The organism is Pseudomonadota bacterium (assembly GCA_041395565.1).
GTDB lineage: Bacteria > Pseudomonadota > Gammaproteobacteria > UBA9214 > UBA9214 > UBA9214.
The window spans coordinates 241,080-257,522 of record JAWLAI010000003.1 but is presented as its reverse complement, the minus strand read 5'-3'; the positions used below and the strand labels follow the sequence as shown (position 1 = coordinate 257,522).

Sequence of the window (16,443 nt, the reverse complement as noted above, 5' to 3'; positions counted from 1 at the left end):
GTGGAAACGATCATGCGACAGACGACCCTGTGCATACTCGGCGGCACCGGCTTCGTGGGCCGCCACCTGGCCGCCCGCCTCACCCGGGAGGGTTGCCGCGTGCGCATCCTCACCCGTCGGCGCGAACGGCACCGCGAGCTGCTGGTCAACCCCGACATCGAGCTGCTGGCGGCGGACAGCCACGATCCGGACACGCTGACGCGGCACCTGGCGGGCGTGGACGTCGTGATCAACCTGGTCGGCATCCTCAACGACCCCGATCCGCGCGGCAGCGGTTTCCGACGCGCGCACGTCGAGCTGCCGCGCAAGCTCGTCGATGCCGCGCGCGCCTGCGGGGTGCCGCGCCTGCTGCACATGAGCGCGCTGAATGCCAACGCGCAGGAGCGGCAATGCCGCTACCTGCAGACCAAGGGCGAGGGCGAAGACCTCGTGCATGCCGCGGCCGGCCCGGACCTGGTGGTGACGAGCTTCCGCCCCTCGGTGATCTTCGGGCCTGGCGACGGCTTCTTCAACCGCTTCGCCGGCCTGCTGCAGCTGGCGCCGGGCGTGTTTCCGCTGGCCTGTCCGCAGAGCCGCTTCGCGCCGGTGTGCGTGCATGATGTGACAGCGGCACTGTGCCGCTGCCTCGATGACGCCACCGGCGGCGAACGCCTCGAGCTGTGCGGACCCGAGGTGTTCACGCTGCAGACGCTGGTCGAATACACGCGCGCGCAGCTGGGCCTGCACCGTGCCATCATCGGCCTGGGCCGGACACTCTCGCGCCTGCAGGCACAGGTGCTGGGCCTGCTGCCCGGGCAGCCGTTCACGCTCGACAACTTCTACGCGCTGCAGCTGGACAGCATCTGCACCAGCAATGCCCTGCCGCTGCTGGGTATCCAGCCGACACCGGTCGAGGCCGTGGTGCCCGGTTACCTCGGCGGCGGCGGCAGCCGCGCGCGTTACGACGCATTCCGCCGCCACGCAGGGCGTCCCTGACGTGGAAGTCTACCTGGTCGGTGGTGCGGTGCGTGACAGGCTGCTGGGCCTGCCGGTCGCGGAACGCGACTGGGTCGTGGTCGGCGCGACCCCGCAACAGCTGCTCGATCGCGGCTACACCGCCGTGGGCAGGGATTTCCCGGTATTCCTCCATCCACGCACGAAGGAGGAGTACGCACTGGCCCGCACCGAGCGCAAGACCGCCCCGGGCTATACGGGCTTCGCCGTCTGCGCCGACCCCTCGATCACGCTGGAGCAGGATCTGCTGCGGCGCGATCTCACCATCAATGCCATGGCCGAGACCGCCGACGGCACGCTGATCGATCCCTACGGCGGCCGCGACGACCTGGACAACGGCCTGCTGCGCCATGTTTCGCCGGCATTCGCGGAAGACCCGGTACGCATCCTGCGCGTGGCGCGCTTCGCCGCCTGCCTGGCGCGCTACGGCTTCCACGTCGCGCACGGCACCAATGCGCTGATGCGGCAGATGGTCGACAACGGCGAGGTCGACCATCTGGTGCCGGAGCGGGTGTGGGCCGAGCTGCACAAGGCGCTGCAGTGCGCTGCGCCGTCCCGGTTCTTCGCCGTGCTGTACGGCTGCGGCGCGCTGGCCCGACTGTTCCCGGAACTCGTTGCAGTGCCGGGTGCCGCGGCGCCTGCCGCGCACGGCCCCGCCCCGCTGCGCTTACCGGTGCTGGAACGCGCGACCGTGATACGCAACGACGCGAACATCCGCTTTGCCGCGCTGGTCTGCGACATCGACAACGGCAGGGAAGCGGGCCTGTCACGGCCGCAGCTGGACGCCCTCTGCGACCGCCTGCGCATACCCAATGCCTGCCGCGAACTGGCCGGCGTGGCACTGCAGCATCGTGCGACCGCACATCGCGTCGCCGACCTGGATCCGGCGCAGATACTCGACCTGTTGGGCGCGCTCGATGCCTTCAGGCGCGGCGCGCGTCTGGCCGACTTCATCGCCGTGTGCGCGGCCGAGGCGCAGGCCGCGGATGCCGCCGTGCACGACTACCCGCCCGCGCAGCTGCTGGAAAACGCCTGGCAGGCCGCCAGCGCGGTCAAGCCCGACACCGGCGGCAAATCCGGCCCCGAGATCGGCGCGGCCCTGCGCGCGCAGCGCATCGCGGCCATCGAACAGGCCCGCGCGCAAGCGCGGCCTGAGCAGTGAATGTCCTGCGCAAAGCGGCGCAGGCGCCAAGGATAAATAACCGCCGCAGCGGTCGCAGTGCCCGCAATCACGGGGTTCATCCGTTTACCCGCTCCGGACGGCTGTCAGGCATGGGAGGGCAGGAGGCGTTCCCGCAAGGCAACCAGTGTGCTTACCGGGCACCGGCGACGGCTGCCGCCACTTCCCGCGTCCGGGGAAAGACCGGACTGAGGTTCGCAAGCGCCCTGCATACCGCTGAACGGAACGCTGCGCGGTGACGAGTGTGCGTGCGCTACGGCAACAGGTGTTCCTGGCGTCTGCGCGCGCGGCAGAGTGACGGGCTCAGTCGGTCCCTACAGGTACATCCAGAACAGCACCGCGCCGAGCAGCAGCCGGTAGACCACGAACGGCTGCATGCCGATACGCTCGATCAGCTTCAGGAAATAGTGGATGCAGAGCCACGCGCTGACAGCAGACACGCCCGAACCGAGCAGGATGGCCTGCCAGTCGACCGGCCCCGCCTGTTCCAGCAGCCGAAGCGTCTCGTAGCCGCCGGCCATCATGATCAGCGGAATCGACAGCAGGAAAGAAAAGCGCGCCGCGCCCGAGCGCGTCATGCCCAGGGCGAGGCCTGCGGTCATCGTGATACCCGAGCGCGACGTGCCGGGCACCAGCGCGAGCGCCTGCGCGAAACCGATCACGAGCACGTCGCGGACTTGCAAGCCGTGCTCGTCGCGCTGCTGGCGCCCGTACCAGTCGGCCACCCCGAGCAGCACACCGAATCCTATGGTGGCCGCGGCGATGACCAGCGGCGAGCGCAGCCAGGTCTCCACCAGGTTGTGCAGCAGCAGACCCAGCACCGCCGCCGGCAGCGTGCCGAGGATGACGTACCAGGCCAGGCGCGCATCGGCATCGACGCGGCGCGTGCCGAGCGAGCGCAGCCATGCCGTCAGCAGCTGCAGCACGTCATGGCGGAAATACACCAGCACCGCGAGCAGCGTGCCGACATGCACCGCGACATCGAACGCCAGCCCCTGGTCCGTCCAGCCCAACAGCCGCGGCAGCAGGATCAGGTGCGCCGAACTCGAGATCGGCAGGAATTCGGTCAGACCCTGCAGCAGGGCGAGATAGATGGCATGCAGGTGATCCATGGCCGCGCATTCTGCGCCGATGCCGGCGAATTCTCAATCGCCGCCGCGCAGCGCTAACAGCACCCATGCCACGGCGTAAGACGCGGCAGCCAGCGTGCGACGGATGCGCCGGACATGCAAACGACCACGCGATTCCGGCCCGATCCGGTACGCGACCGGCAGTGGCATGTCACGCGCTGGCAGCGTACTTACCCGCACGGCCGTACAGCGCATCGCCGCACGGTATCAGCCCCGCATCGTTCTGGACGCGCACGGGGACAGCGCACACACCGGCGGGTGCTGCCGCGCCGCCCGGCACAAGCGGGCCATGCGCTGCCCGCCGCGGCACCTTGCGGCAGTCGCGGTACGGAGTGCGTGCCACACAAGTTGAAACATGAATCGGGAATGCGGGCGCAGGATCAGGCCCGGACTGCAAACGCACCACGCCGCCGCCCCGCAGGAGCGGCGGTGCGCGCCAGGCTCGGCCTAGCGGTAGTAACCGGTCAGGAACAGCGACCGGGCCGGCACCTGCGCTGCGCGCGCCGCAGCGGCGTGACGGGTACCGCGAACGACATGGCGCACGCTGACGGCGCCGTGCAGCACACCCTCGTGTCGCAGGGTGCACTGCGCCCAGTTGCGCACGGAACATTCCGTGACCGGACAATCGAATTCGCAGACAGAGAGTTCCGCGGGAACTTGCTGCACGAACAGGGACTTCAATCGTTTAAACATGACGACACCCCCGCAAAGGCTTGTTATCCGTGTGTGTCACTGGGTGTCGCAGCAATTCCTGTACCACATTCAACGCGGCCTCGGAAAACAGCAACCTGGCGGCGGGCGGTCCCGCTGCGGGACGCCGGGGACCGGACAGCGGCACCCATTCTGTCACCATTCGGCGACGGTGAAATCGGGGTTGGGTCCTAAGGTTTCGATTTGATGACATGTTGCAGCGTCATCGATCGGCGACAGCCCGGATCGTCAAACCATTGACTATGAAGGCACCGAACGCGTCCAACACGCATCACAGCCGGTGCCGCAGATCCTGGCCCCGGAACCCCGGCACCGCGGCGGACAAGCCGCGCGTCAGACTCATGCACTGAAAGCGCTCGCCCATTTCACCCGGCAGAATCAGGGTCTTGGCCTGCTGCACCAGGCGCAGGTAGGCGACATCGTCCAGCGTCGGCAGCGCCGCCTGCAACAGGCGGTCGAGACCGCAGTCGATCAGGAAATGCGCCTGGGTGGCGTAACCGCTCACCTCGAGCCCGGCTGCGGCCGCCGCCTCGGCCACCGCGGTAAAATCGACATGCGCGGTGATATCCTGCAGGCCGGGCCACAGCAGCGGGTCGGCGTGCGCACGCTGGCGGTAATGGCACAACAGCGTGCCGCTGCTGCGCTGGGCATGGTAATACTCGCAGCGCGGGTATCCGTAATCGATCAGCAGGAGCATGCCCCGTTGCAGCCGCTCCGCCACGCTCGCGAGCCACGGCGCCAGGCTGCTGCTGAACTCCGATTCGTAGCCCGGCGCCAAGCCGCAGGTCGCGGCGATGCGCGCAAGCTGCGCGGCGATCTCCGGTTCCGTCACCGCCCGCCGCTCCCACGCGAAGGCCCCGTCCGTAACGGTCACCCAGTAGCGCTCGGCCGCCCGCCCGTTCCAGCGAAAGCGCTCCACCGCCATCGCATCGAGCACCTCGTTGCCGAACATGACGCCATGGAATCCGGCCGCCGGCAGCGCGTCGAGCCAGGCGATGCGGCCGCACAGCGCCGGCGCCTGCGCGCGCAGCAACGCCTGCTGGCGCGCGCGCAGCTCCGCACTGCGCTCGAGGATCAGGTAGCGTCCCGGCAGGCTGCCCAGCGCATCGAGCTCGGCCAGCAGATCCAGCGCCAGCCGCCCGCTGCCGGCGCCGAATTCCAGGATGTCGCCGCCGGTGGCGTCGAGTACCGCGGCACAGGCATGCGCCAGACAACGGCCGAACAAGGGCGAGAGTTCTGGTGCCGTGACGAAATCGCCGCCGGCGCCGAACTTGCGCTGACCCGCGCTGTAATAGCCCAGGCCCGGCGCATACAGGCACAGCTCCATGAAGCGCGCGAACGGGATGGCCCCGCCACCCGCCTCGATCTCGTCGCGAATCAGGCCGGCCAGCCGCTCGCTGTGGGCCAGCGCGCGCGCGTCCGGCGCGGGCAGCTCGCTGCTGGATCGCATGCCCGAGCGCTCCGTTCAGGCGGCCGGCGGCCAGTCGACCCGGGTCAGCACCTGGTCGGGATCATCGAACGCGGCCCACAGATCGGCGTAACGTGCGCCGGAGACCGGGTGACGCGCCGCGGGCGCGATCTCGGCCAGCGGATAGAGCACGAAGGCGTAGCGGGTGATATCGTCGCGCGGCAGCTTGAGCCGGCCCGCATCGATGACCAGCTCATCGTACAGCAGCAGGTCGAGGTCCAGGCTGCGCGCCGCCAGCTCACCGGTGCGCTCGCGCCCGCTGGCCGCCTCGATCGCATGCAGCCGTGCCTGCACCTCCTGCGGCGAGTATGCGGTATCGAACGCGACCACCAGGTTGTAGAAAGGCGCGCTGTCGAAGCCGACCGCCGCGCTTTCGTACACCGACGAGCGCAGCAACGGTCCGTAGGTCTCGCCCAGCCGCCGCAATGCCAGGTCGATGTTGCGCTCCCGGTCGATATTGCTGCCGATGCTGACATAGACCCGCGCCATGCGATGTCACTCCCGGCTGCCGCGCTCGATGACGACCCCCACATCGCGCGAGCCGCGCACGGCACCGGGCTTGTGTACGGTCAGGCGCAGCCAGGGCACGCCGAACTCGTCCAGCACGATCCCGGCGATGCGCTCGGCCAGCGTTTCCACCAGCTGGTACTCGCTGGCTTCGACGTACGCGATCAGGCGCTTGGCCACGGCCTTGTAGTTCAGGGTGTCCGCGATGGCGTCGGTCGCGGCCGCGGCGCGGATGTCCGTGCCCATTTCCAGGTCGAGGCTGATGGTCTGGCGGATCCTGCGCTCCCATTCATAGATCCCGATACAGGTCTGGATGCGCAGGTCGCTGATGAAGACGGTATCCATGGAATTGCGCCGTGATTGCCGGCGTTTCAATATAGAGTGTTGCCTGCTGGAAGGCCAGCGCCCGCGCCGGCAGGATCAATACGCTTGACGCCGGCACGCCGAAACAGTCCAATGGGCCGCCATGGATCCCACCTACCTGCTGATCGCCGTCGGCTACCTGTTCGGGTCCGTCTCGGCTGCGATCATCGTCTGCCGGCTGATGGGTCTGCCCGACCCGCGTACCGAGGGTTCGCGCAACCCGGGCGCCACCAACGTCGCCCGTCTCGGCGGCAAGAAGGCCGCCGCGGTCACCCTGCTCGGCGACCTGCTCAAGGGGCTGCTGCCGGTACTGCTCGCGCACGCCCTGCATGCCTCGCCGCTCGTGCTCGGCGCCACCGCGCTCGCCGCCTTCCTCGGCCACCTGTACCCGGTGTTTTTCCGGTTTCAGGGCGGCAAGGGCGTGGCCACGGCGCTGGGCGTGACCCTCGGCCTGTACTTGCCGGTGGGACTGCTGTTCGCCGTGATCTGGCTGGTCATGGCGCTGCTGTTCCGCTACTCGTCGCTGGCGGCGCTCACCGCCAGCCTGGCGATACCCGCGGGCTTCGCCTGGCTGTGGCCGGAACCGGCGCTGGTCAGCTCGATGAGCATCATGGTCGTGCTGCTGTACTGGCGCCATCGCAGCAACATCGCCAACCTGTGCAGCGGGAAGGAAGGGAAGATCAGCTTCGGCAAGAAACCGTAGGAACGGACCGTGTCCGCGCACGGTTCGCGTCCGGTAGTCGTGGACAGGACCCGCCCCTGCGGCAGGTACATCAGGTAGCGAGCGCTACCGCGCGCGGTTCGAAGGTTCGCCGCATCACAGTGCGAGTAGAACCTGGACGGGAGCCGGCGTTCTTTCCCTGCAAGGATTCAGGATGCTGTCGGGTGTCTGTGCACCGGTGCTGGAGCACTAGCATGTTCCTGCCGGTGAAAATGATCGCGGACACGGCCCGCTCCGACAGAATACACGGCGATATGCAAAGGATATCGAAATGGCTCGCGGTTACACCGCAACCCGCGTCGGCAGAATCATCTTCTCTCTACCTGCTCTTGCTGCCGGTTATATCTGGCCTCAATGCGCGAGAGCATTTATTTAACTACACCGCTGGCAGATCCTCCAGCGACCAGCGCGGTGTCGCCCTGATCGAGAGGCTTTCCTGCTGCCCGGCACGCAGGCGGCACCAGCCGGCGTAGGCGATCATGGCGCCGTTGTCGGTGCAGAACGCCGGCCGCGGGTAGCACACCCGGCCGCCGCGCTCGCGCATCAAGGCATCGAGGCGCGCGCGCAACCGGCGGTTCGCGCCGACACCGCCGGCAATCACCAGGGTGTCCAGGCCGGTCTGCTCCAGCGCCCGGCGACACTTGATCGCCAGGGTGTCCACCACCGCCTCCTCGAAGGCGCGGGCGATGTCGGCCCGGTCCCGGTCCGTCCGGTCACAGCGCTGCCAGGTCGTGAGCGCGAAGGTCTTGAGGCCGCTGAAACTGAATTCCAGTCCGGGCCGGTCGGTCATCGGGCGCGGGAACCGGTAACGGTCGGGCGCGCCCTGTTCCGCCAGCGCGGCCAGCGCCGGCCCCCCGGGGTAGCCCAGACCCAGCACCGTGGCGGTCTTGTCGAAGGCCTCGCCGACCGCATCGTCGATGGAATCCCCCAGCAGGCGGTAGCGCCCCACACCGGCGACCTCGATCAGCTGGGTATGGCCGCCGGAGACCAGCAGGGCGAGGAACGGAAACGCCGGCGGGTCGGGCTCCAGCATCGGCGCGAGCAGGTGGCCTTCCATGTGGTGCACGCCCACGGCCGGTACCCCCCAGGTCCAGGCCAGGGCCCGGCCGGCCGCCGCGCCGACCAGCAGCGCACCGACCAGGCCGGGCCCCGCCGTATAGGCGACTCCGTCGATGGATCCTGTTGAAATATATGAGTTTTCCAAAACCTCCCGGACCAGCGGCAAGAGCCGGCTGACATGATCGCGGGAGGCCAGTTCCGGCACCACGCCGCCATAGCGGGCATGCAGATCGACCTGGCTGTGCAGGGCGTGCGCCAGCAGGCCGCGCTCGCCGTCGTAGAGCGCGACCCCGGTTTCGTCGCAGGAGGTTTCGATACCCAGGATGACCATATCGGTATGGTAGCCGCCGGTTCTTGTTACACAAGGAGATTTTGCCTTTTGGCCGGGAGGTGTATAGAATTCGCAGCCCTTGTTAACCATTAACCGAGCTGTGTTGTATGCCCAATGTCCGTGTAAAAGAGAACGAACCGTTTGAAATCGCGCTGCGCCGCTTCAAGCGCTCGTGCGAAAAGGCCGGCGTGCTGGCCGAAGTGCGTCGCCGCGAGTTCTACGAGAAGCCCACGCAGGAACGCAAGCGCAAGATGGCCGCCGCCGTGAAGCGCAACCAGAAGAAGGTTTCCCGCGAACTGGCTCGCCGCGTCCGCCTGTACTGATCTCCAACCGCGTATGTCCATCAAGGACCGCGTCCAGCAGGACATGAAGGATGCCATGCGGGCCAAGGAGAAGGCGCGCCTGGCCACGATCCGGCTGATCCTCGCCGCCATCAAGCAACGCGAAGTCGACGAACGCATCGAACTGGACGACACCCAGGTCATTGCCGTGCTCGACAAGATGATCAAGCAGCGGCGCGAATCGATCGCGCAGTTCGAGCAGGCCGGCCGTGACGACCTGATCGCGCAGGAGTCCGCCGAGATCGAGGTCATCACACCCTACATGCCGGCCGCGCTGAGCGAGGCCGAGATCGACGCGCTGGTCAGCGCCGCCCTGGCCGAGACCGGCGCCGCCTCCATCAAGGACATGGGCAAGGTGATGGCCGCCCTCAAGCCGCAGCTCGCCGGCCGCGCCGACATGGGCGCGGTGAGCGCGCTGATCAAGTCACGCCTGGGCTGATACCAGCCAAGCCATTCTCATACCAAGGCACAAGGCCGCCAAGAATTCGAAAAACCGTCTCTGCAAGGACACAGCGAAATCCGCTGTGTTCGCGCCTGAGAAGGGGCAAACCAGAATATCGAGCGGGATCAGAATTCCGTCTGGCGCAGCCGAGCATCGCAGCCGGTTCGGGATCGAGCGAGCCGCCATGTCGAGCTGGATTTGCTAGCCGTAAGGCGCCGCAAATCCTGCGAGTTCGGCGAGCGCACGAACTGGCGAGAAGCGCAGGGGACCCGGAATGTCAGCAGAGCCGACTTTCCGGGCAAGCCTGCGGGCCGCTTTTCTTTTGGGTACTTTTCTTTGGCGGCGCAAAGAAAAGTACTTCGCCCCGGCGGGGCGAAACCTGCATCAAATTCAGAAACTCACTTTAATTATGACTCCGCCATCCAGGCACCTTCCCTTTCCCCGGTATCCCTTTTAACCTTGATTCATGGCCGGCCGTATCCCGCAAGCGTTCATCGATGAACTGCTCTCGCGCATCGACATCGTTGATGTCATCGACAGGCGCGTGCCGCTGAAGAAGGCCGGCCGGGAATACAAGGCCTGCTGCCCGTTCCACAGCGAGAAGACCCCGTCGTTCACCGTCAGCCAGGTGAAACAGTTCTACCACTGTTTCGGTTGCGGCCAGCACGGCACCGCGATCACCTTCCTGATGGACTACGAGCACATGGACTTCGTCGAGGCCATCGAGGAACTCGCGCACCAGGCCGGACTGGAGATCCCGCGCGAGGCCGGCGCCGAACACGCCCGCAGCGATACCTCGCAACCCCTCTACCCGCTGCTCGAACGCGTATCGGCCTACTACCAGGAGCAGCTGCGCGGCCACGCGCAGGCCGGCCGCGCGGTGGAATACCTCAAACAGCGCGGACTGACCGGCGCGGTGGCGGCGCGCTTTCACATCGGTTATGCACCACCGGGCTGGGAAAACCTGGCCGACGCACTGCAGGCCGATAGCGCAACACGCAAGCGCCTGCTGGAACTGGGCCTGACCGTCCGGCGCGACGACGGCCAGGGGGCATACGACCGCTTCCGCGACCGGGTGATGTTCCCCATCCACGACCGCCGCGGCCGCACCATCGGCTTCGGCGGGCGCGTGCTCGACAGCAGCACGCCGAAGTACATGAACAGCCCGGAATCGGCCGTGTTCCACAAGGGCCAGGAACTGTACGGCCTGTACGAGGCACGCAAGGCGGTACGCCGGCTGGAGCGCATCCTGGTGGTGGAGGGTTACATGGACGTGGTCGCGCTGGCGCAGTTCGACATCAACTACGCCGTCGCCACCCTCGGCACGGCCACGACACGGGAACACCTGGAGCAGCTCTACCGCGCGGTGCCTGAGGTCGTGTTCTGTTTCGACGGCGACCGCGCCGGGCGCGAGGCCGCCTGGCGCGCCCTGGAGAACGCCCTGCCGGTGCTGACCGACGGGCGCGAGGCGCGCTTCCTGTTCCTGCCCGAAGGCGAGGACCCGGATACGCTGGTCCGCAAGACCGGCCAGGCGGGCTTCGAGCAGTTGCTCGGGAGCGCCATGCACCTGTCGGATTTCTTCTTCGAGCGCCTGGCCACGGGTCTGGATCTCGGCAGTATCGACGGCCGCGCCCGGCTGGTCGCCCTGGCCAGACCGATGCTCGCCACGCTCCCGGACGGCATGTTCCGCCAGCTGATGACCGAACGCCTGGCCGAACTCGCCGGCACCACCGCCCGGACACTCTCCGCGCGCCTGGAACTCCCCCGGGAGACCCGGGAGCCCGCCCCGGCTCCGGCCCGGCCGCCGCCTCCCGGCGGCGGCCACAGCCCGGTCCGCACGGCCATCTCCATCCTGCTCTACCGGCCGGGGCTGGCCCGGGAAATCGATGGGTTGCCGTTCGAGGAACCCGTTGACGTGCCGGGTGTCGCACTTCTGAAAGAATTGCTTGAATTGCTGCGGCAACAGCCGTTAGCAAGCACAGGTGCGATTCTGGAGCACTGGCGCGGGCGCGACGAGGCCCGCCACCTGGCCCGGCTGGCACAGTGGAGCCCGGTGAGCGACGACCTCGACCTGCTGCCGGATCTCCGGCGCCAGTTGCAGCAGATCCAGCGCCTGCACCTCGAACAGCGTATTGAAGCATTGGATAATAAGTCTAAAATACAAAAACTTAGCGAAGATGAACGGAAAGAGTACTGGAAATTGCAGACCCTGCTTCAGGAGGTACGCTAGGTGGCAGCACCGGACAGGGCCCGGCAGCCGGGCTTGGAATCCGCTTTGCCGCCCCAACATGTTGTTCTATACTGCGCGATTGATTTCCACCCCCTTGGCTGACTTTGCAACTGGGCACTGCGGTGTCCGCGGACCGTTATGGACAAAGAGCAACAATCTCGCCTGAAACTGCTGATCGAAAAGGGCAAGGACCAGGGCTTCCTGACCTATGCCGAGGTCAATGATCATCTGCCCGACGAAATCGTCGATCCGCAGCAGATCGAGGACATCATCGGCATGATCAACGATATGGGGATCCTGGTGCACGAGGTTGCACCGGACGCGGATTCCCTGTTGCTGGCCAGCGCCAAGAACACCGCCGACGACGACGCGGCCGAGGAAGCCGCCGCCAACCTGGTCACCGTAGACAGCGAATTCGGCCGGACCACCGACCCCGTACGCATGTACATGCGCGAGATGGGTACGGTGGAACTGCTCACACGCGAGGGCGAGATCGTCATCGCCAAGCGCATCGAGGATGGCCTCAGCCAGGTGCTGCACGCCCTGGCCGCCTATCCGGAAACCGCGGCCACGCTGCTGCGCGGCCACGAGCGCGTGGAAGCCGGCGAGATGCGGCTGAACGACCTGATCTCGGGCTTCGTCGATCCGAATGCGACCGAGGAAGAGATCAGCGAAACGCCGGTCAGCCCGGTCGACGACCGCGAGGTCGCCGCCAGCAGCCGCGATGACGACGACGACAGCGACGACGACGACGACGATGACAACGTCAGCGACGGCCCGCCGGAAACCGGCCCGGACCCCGAAGAGGCGCGCGTGCATTTCGCCGAACTCGACAAGACCTACAAGCAGCTGATCGCCGCCGCCGAGAAGGGTGGCAGCAAGAACGCCGCGCGCATCCGCAAACTGCGCGACCAGCTCACCGAACAGACGCTGCAGCTCAAGCTGGTGCCGCGGATCATCGAGATCCTGACCACGAACCTGCGCAATGCGATCGCCAAGATCCGCACCCACGAGCGCGGCATCATGGACGCCTGCGTCACCCGCGCCGGCATGGCGCGCAAGGAATTCATCACCTCGTTCCCGACCAACGAGACGGATCTCGCCTGGACCGACATCCAGATCAAGGCCTCCAGCAAGCATGCGGCGGGGCTCGCCCAGGTCAAGGACGAGATCATCCGGCACCAGAACAAGCTGATCGCGCTGGAGAACATCGCGCACCTGACCATCGCCGAGATCAAGGAGATCAACCGCCTGGTATCGATCGGCGAGGCCAAGGCACGCCGCGCCAAGAAGGAGATGGTGGAGGCCAACCTGCGCCTGGTGATCTCGATCGCCAAGAAATACACCAACCGCGGACTGCAGTTCCTCGACCTCATCCAGGAAGGCAACATCGGCCTGATGAAGGCCGTGGACAAGTTCGAGTACCGCCGCGGCTACAAATTCTCGACCTACGCCACCTGGTGGATACGCCAGGCGATCACGCGCTCCATCGCGGACCAGGCGCGCACCATCCGCATCCCGGTGCACATGATCGAGACCATCAACAAGCTCAATCGCATCTCGCGCCAGATGCTGCAGGAGATCGGCCGCGAGCCGACGCCGGAAGAACTGGCCGAGCGCATGGACATGCCGGAAGACAAGATCCGCAAGGTGCTGAAGATCGCCAAGGAACCGATCTCGATGGAAACGCCGATCGGCGACGACGAGGATTCGCATCTGGGCGATTTCATCGAGGACCAGAACATCGATTCACCGATCGATGCCGCCTCGATGGAAGGTCTGAAGGAGGCGACCCAGTATGTGCTCTCAGGGCTCACCCCGCGCGAGGCCAAGGTGCTGCGCATGCGCTTTGGCATCGACATGAACACCGATCACACGCTGGAAGAGGTCGGCAAGCAGTTCGACGTCACCCGCGAACGCATCCGCCAGATCGAGGCCAAGGCGCTGCGCAAGCTGCGCCACCCGACCCGTTCGGAACCGCTGCGCAGCTTCCTGGAAGCCGAGTAGGATAGGCGCCGTGGCCGCATCGGCCACGGCGTTTCACTCTGTACGTCATCAGGGCCTGTAGCTCAGTTGGTTAGAGCAGGGGACTCATAATCCCTTGGTCCCAGGTTCGAGTCCTGGCGGGCCCACCACTATCGTCTACAAGCTTGGTCCTGTGGCATCAGGTCCCGCGAGGTCATCCCGTCAAGGCCATGGGGCCCGCTCGTCGCATTACCGTCCGGTCATGACCTCGGCCTTAAGTGGCCCTTACCACCAGACGCCACGACAGGGTAGCGCCTGGTATCAACGCATATCCATCTGCCCTGCTGGATCACCACGTCATTCAGTAAGTCTCCCGGGCCCGGGGCCGATAAAGGCATACGGGTTGCGCATCTCATCCAGTGACAAGTGGGTCAGCAATATCCACTGAAGTTTTATAGGACGTATTCACGCGAGCGCCCCGCGCGCCATGCATATGCATTTCGGAACATTCAATTTCGTGCAGTTAGTTATGATGAATTGAAAACATGAACATAGTCCTGCTCGCCGCCATTGTCATTTTCGGGTTCGCCATCATCGCAGTCCTGGCAAGGGGTAAAAGCACGACTCAGGAATACCCCTATCAGCTCTCAACGTACCTCATGTCAAAGGCGGAGCGGTCATTCTACGGCGTGTTGGTTCAGGCTGTCGGAAGGACCGACCTCGTCTTCTCCAAGGTTCGCGTAGCAGACGTCATCAATCCAAAAGCGGGGCTGAATCGCGCTCAATGGCAACGCGCCTTCAATGCGATCTCAGCTAAGCACTTCGATTTCCTCATATGCGATCGCAAAGACTGCTCGATCAGGCTGGCAGTGGAGCTCGATGATTCTAGCCATGATTCGGCTAAGGCCCACAAGAGGGATCGATTGCTGAATGCCGCCTGCGCATCGTCTGGACTTCCATTGCTGCGCATAAGGGCAGCTCATACTTATGTGATTGAAGAAATAAAGCGCGAGGTGATGGATTCCATGAATCCACGCACGATCGCATCGCCTGTCGCTGCCTCAGCCAACTCACGCAGTATTGGGAAACGCCTCGCAATGTCTCAAGCATTGTCAAACACCTTACTCACGACAGATGAATCCGCTGCGCCCACATGCCCGGAGTGTGGGCTACCAATGGTATTGCGCAAGGCGAAGACAGGAAGTCATGGCGGGAACATGTTCTACGGCTGCAGCGCATTTCCCAGGTGCCGCGGCCTCGCAAGGCTTGACTCGTAGAATAAAATACACGGTATACGCCACGCACCCAGTGATCTGATCGAAGGCCGGGCAATGATTTCGTAGAGGTTAAGAGCATTTCTCCAAAAAGCCGGTGAAGCCGATTCTTGTAAAGCGCTCTGCAAATATCTGCAAGTCACTACTTGTGAAGGTCAACGAAGACTTTGAATTCGAGCCGCCAATGATTGATAGCGCGGACATCAATAAAGGCAGCGAGAACGCGCATGAGTGAAATGGCGTGCTGAGCAAGGATAGCACGCGTACATACTCCATTCCGACACCTCATGCAGCTCCCTGGAATCCTGATCTCACGGCCCGCCGCCATCCAAACCCGGTGCCCTGTCCCAGGATTGCCCGCGCCGGTGCATTCCCGGCCAGGGCATGCGCCTACCCCTGACGAGCAGGCTCCGTCACGTCGCGCGGCAGGAAAATACGCTGGGGCGCGTGGGGATAGTCGGTTGATGAGAGCTTAACCGCAGTGCTGAGCCACTACCGAATGGAAATCTTCGATGCTCCCGTAATGGACTGCCAGCTCAGGCAATTTCTTTGAGGGTCTGGTACTTTCTGAACGTCGTCCTGCGTGCCATGCTCTGCACTGGCAGTGCGTACGCAATTTCCACTATATTGCCTAGAACCTATCTTAAATTGGCACAAGCATTCTGACATTGTCATGCCCGCGCAGGCGGGCATCCGGCAAACCCGCGCAATACTGGATTCCGGCCTGCGCCGGAATGACGACAAACATGCTCACCGCAGGATTTTCCAATTTTGAGATTGGTTCTAGTGTTATTTAGTGGTCTACATTGAGCTGAACGGCGAAAAAATCAATAATTAAGATCTTGATTCCAACAACTAAGAATCGATTTACGAATGATCACCATGAAACAGTTACAGCCTTATCGGCGCAACATGCGCGGCTGCGTGAGTTACAATAAGATTCGTAATATGTACACGACAGCGCCGGATAAGCATATGTCAAAAATCACAAGGGTGTTGCTTGTATTGTCAGCGATATCCTTCCCGCAAGGCAGTCCAGCGACAACTGTTAATTACAATTTAGATGTTAAACTGACACCATCGCAGTTTGACGCGGCTTTCTGGGGGCTGAGCAACTATGCGCTACCGTCGCCGACTCTGGTTAATATTGGCGATACGGTAGAGGTGAACATCAATTTCACCAATGGGTCGGTGCTGTTCGGTGATAACGGTTCGATTATTGAGTTTGCCACTTTTGGCCTTAACTCGGCATCAGGGACAAGCAAACCTGTAAATTCACAATATTATATGGAATTTGATATTCTAGACACTGGTGGCGATCTTGCCGCCACGCATTTCCAAGGAATCTCTAGTTCGGCCAGCTTTGTTGGCAGTGTATTGGGTTCCACACTCAACCTAGGCCAGAATACGCTAACTGATTCGGCTTTTTCTTTTGGCGGTTTGTCATTTCTATTCACTATCAATGCCGGCTCTACAGGCTATCCAGACACCTTTACCGCTTTTGATGTTCTAGTGATTGGTGGCGATGTTTCTTTTGCGGTTGTTCCTGTGCCTGCCGCTGCCTGGCTCTTCGGCTCTGGTCTGCTCGGACTGATCGGGACAGCCAGGAAGAAAGCCGCTTAAAATTTCCTCACCAGGCGGCCGCGCGCCGCCGATTCCATTTGTGCGGCATGTCCGAGTCTGTGGCCGTAATATGACCTGGCCATTGCCTCCCGGCGCAGACGCTGA

General features: G+C 64.3%; 15 protein-coding genes and 1 tRNA gene. 10 read left to right on the top strand and 6 right to left on the bottom strand.

The genetic code is table 11. The features are described 5' to 3' along the window. Positions 1-12 precede the first annotated feature (12 nt). Both R3F42_04475 and R3F42_04470 read left to right on the top strand, forming a co-directional pair. Complete coding sequence (locus tag R3F42_04475; protein ID MEZ5541279.1) at positions 13-975, top strand: complex I NDUFA9 subunit family protein; 963 nt, start codon at positions 13-15, stop codon at positions 973-975. Position 976: 1 nt separating this feature from the next. Beyond that, a complete protein-coding gene (locus R3F42_04470; GenBank protein MEZ5541278.1) occupies positions 977-2,155 on the top strand; it encodes a multifunctional CCA addition/repair protein in 1,179 nt (392 codons plus the stop codon). 332 nt (positions 2,156-2,487) lie between these two features. Here R3F42_04470 and R3F42_04465 read toward each other — a convergent pair whose 3' ends face one another. The 5 genes from R3F42_04465 to folB all read right to left on the bottom strand — a co-directional run bounded on the left by R3F42_04465 (position 2,488) and on the right by folB (position 6,334). Then, entirely contained in the window at positions 2,488-3,285 is a 798-nt protein-coding gene (locus R3F42_04465; GenBank protein MEZ5541277.1) for an undecaprenyl-diphosphate phosphatase, read from the bottom strand. A gap of 465 nt (positions 3,286-3,750) precedes the next feature. Further along, entirely contained in the window at positions 3,751-3,996 is a 246-nt protein-coding gene (locus tag R3F42_04460; protein MEZ5541276.1) for a hypothetical protein, read from the bottom strand. 289 nt (positions 3,997-4,285) lie between these two features. Continuing rightward, complete coding sequence (locus tag R3F42_04455) at positions 4,286-5,464, bottom strand: SAM-dependent methyltransferase (GenBank protein ID MEZ5541275.1); 1,179 nt, start codon at positions 5,462-5,464, stop codon at positions 4,286-4,288. Positions 5,465-5,479: 15 nt separating this feature from the next. After that, positions 5,480-5,971, bottom strand: a complete 492-nt coding sequence (folK, locus tag R3F42_04450; GenBank protein MEZ5541274.1) for a 2-amino-4-hydroxy-6-hydroxymethyldihydropteridine diphosphokinase — start codon at positions 5,969-5,971, stop codon at positions 5,480-5,482. A 6-nt stretch (positions 5,972-5,977) separates the two neighbouring features. Then, the gene (folB, locus tag R3F42_04445; protein ID MEZ5541273.1) at positions 5,978-6,334 is read right to left on the bottom strand and encodes a dihydroneopterin aldolase; all 357 of its coding nucleotides are present in this window, start codon (positions 6,332-6,334) and stop codon (positions 5,978-5,980) included. 121 nt (positions 6,335-6,455) lie between these two features. On the opposite strand from folB, the gene plsY reads away from it, so the two are divergent. After that, positions 6,456-7,055, top strand: a complete 600-nt coding sequence (gene plsY, locus R3F42_04440) for a glycerol-3-phosphate 1-O-acyltransferase PlsY (protein MEZ5541272.1) — start codon at positions 6,456-6,458, stop codon at positions 7,053-7,055. A 394-nt stretch (positions 7,056-7,449) separates the two neighbouring features. Here plsY and tsaD read toward each other — a convergent pair whose 3' ends face one another. Continuing rightward, positions 7,450-8,463, bottom strand: a complete 1,014-nt coding sequence (gene tsaD / locus R3F42_04435) for a tRNA (adenosine(37)-N6)-threonylcarbamoyltransferase complex transferase subunit TsaD (protein ID MEZ5541271.1) — start codon at positions 8,461-8,463, stop codon at positions 7,450-7,452. A 107-nt stretch (positions 8,464-8,570) separates the two neighbouring features. Between tsaD and rpsU the strand changes: the two genes are divergently transcribed. The 7 genes from rpsU (at position 8,571) to R3F42_04400 (ending at position 16,338) form a co-directional block, all read left to right on the top strand. After that, positions 8,571-8,786 carry a 30S ribosomal protein S21 gene (gene rpsU / locus R3F42_04430; protein MEZ5541270.1) on the top strand — a complete coding sequence of 72 codons (216 nt, stop codon included), beginning with the start codon at positions 8,571-8,573 and terminating at the stop codon, positions 8,784-8,786. A gap of 13 nt (positions 8,787-8,799) precedes the next feature. After that, positions 8,800-9,243: a GatB/YqeY domain-containing protein gene (locus tag R3F42_04425; protein ID MEZ5541269.1), complete on the top strand. Its 444-nt coding sequence runs from the start codon at positions 8,800-8,802 to the stop codon at positions 9,241-9,243. A gap of 469 nt (positions 9,244-9,712) precedes the next feature. Next, the gene (gene dnaG, locus R3F42_04420; GenBank protein MEZ5541268.1) at positions 9,713-11,476 is read left to right on the top strand and encodes a DNA primase; all 1,764 of its coding nucleotides are present in this window, start codon (positions 9,713-9,715) and stop codon (positions 11,474-11,476) included. 138 nt (positions 11,477-11,614) lie between these two features. Continuing rightward, on the top strand, positions 11,615-13,483 hold the full coding sequence (gene rpoD, locus R3F42_04415; protein ID MEZ5541267.1) for an RNA polymerase sigma factor RpoD: 1,869 nt from the start codon (positions 11,615-11,617) through the stop codon (positions 13,481-13,483). Positions 13,484-13,534: 51 nt separating this feature from the next. After that, positions 13,535-13,611: transfer RNA gene (locus R3F42_04410), tRNA-Ile, on the top strand. Positions 13,612-13,986: 375 nt separating this feature from the next. Next, a complete protein-coding gene (locus R3F42_04405) occupies positions 13,987-14,718 on the top strand; it encodes a DUF2726 domain-containing protein (protein MEZ5541266.1) in 732 nt (243 codons plus the stop codon). A gap of 879 nt (positions 14,719-15,597) precedes the next feature. Continuing rightward, on the top strand, positions 15,598-16,338 hold the full coding sequence (locus R3F42_04400; protein MEZ5541265.1) for a hypothetical protein: 741 nt from the start codon (positions 15,598-15,600) through the stop codon (positions 16,336-16,338). Positions 16,339-16,443: the final 105 nt, after the last annotated feature.

Bases quoted from the DNA above. Each gene is read 5' to 3' on its own strand.
- R3F42_04475 (MEZ5541279.1), top strand. From the start codon at position 13: ATGCGACAGACGACCCTGTGCATACTCGGCGGCACCGGCTTCGTGGGC.
- R3F42_04465 (MEZ5541277.1), bottom strand. From the start codon at position 3,285: ATGGATCACCTGCATGCCATCTATCTCGCCCTGCTGCAGGGTCTGACC.
- R3F42_04460 (MEZ5541276.1), bottom strand. From the start codon at position 3,996: ATGTTTAAACGATTGAAGTCCCTGTTCGTGCAGCAAGTTCCCGCGGAA.
- R3F42_04455 (MEZ5541275.1), bottom strand. From the start codon at position 5,464: ATGCGATCCAGCAGCGAGCTGCCCGCGCCGGACGCGCGCGCGCTGGCC.
- folK (MEZ5541274.1), bottom strand. From the start codon at position 5,971: ATGGCGCGGGTCTATGTCAGCATCGGCAGCAATATCGACCGGGAGCGC.
- folB (MEZ5541273.1), bottom strand. From the start codon at position 6,334: ATGGATACCGTCTTCATCAGCGACCTGCGCATCCAGACCTGTATCGGG.
- plsY (MEZ5541272.1), top strand. From the start codon at position 6,456: ATGGATCCCACCTACCTGCTGATCGCCGTCGGCTACCTGTTCGGGTCC.
- tsaD (MEZ5541271.1), bottom strand. From the start codon at position 8,463: ATGGTCATCCTGGGTATCGAAACCTCCTGCGACGAAACCGGGGTCGCG.
- rpsU (MEZ5541270.1), top strand. From the start codon at position 8,571: ATGCCCAATGTCCGTGTAAAAGAGAACGAACCGTTTGAAATCGCGCTG.
- R3F42_04425 (MEZ5541269.1), top strand. From the start codon at position 8,800: ATGTCCATCAAGGACCGCGTCCAGCAGGACATGAAGGATGCCATGCGG.
- dnaG (MEZ5541268.1), top strand. From the start codon at position 9,713: ATGGCCGGCCGTATCCCGCAAGCGTTCATCGATGAACTGCTCTCGCGC.
- rpoD (MEZ5541267.1), top strand. From the start codon at position 11,615: ATGGACAAAGAGCAACAATCTCGCCTGAAACTGCTGATCGAAAAGGGC.
- R3F42_04405 (MEZ5541266.1), top strand. From the start codon at position 13,987: ATGAACATAGTCCTGCTCGCCGCCATTGTCATTTTCGGGTTCGCCATC.
- R3F42_04400 (MEZ5541265.1), top strand. From the start codon at position 15,598: ATGAAACAGTTACAGCCTTATCGGCGCAACATGCGCGGCTGCGTGAGT.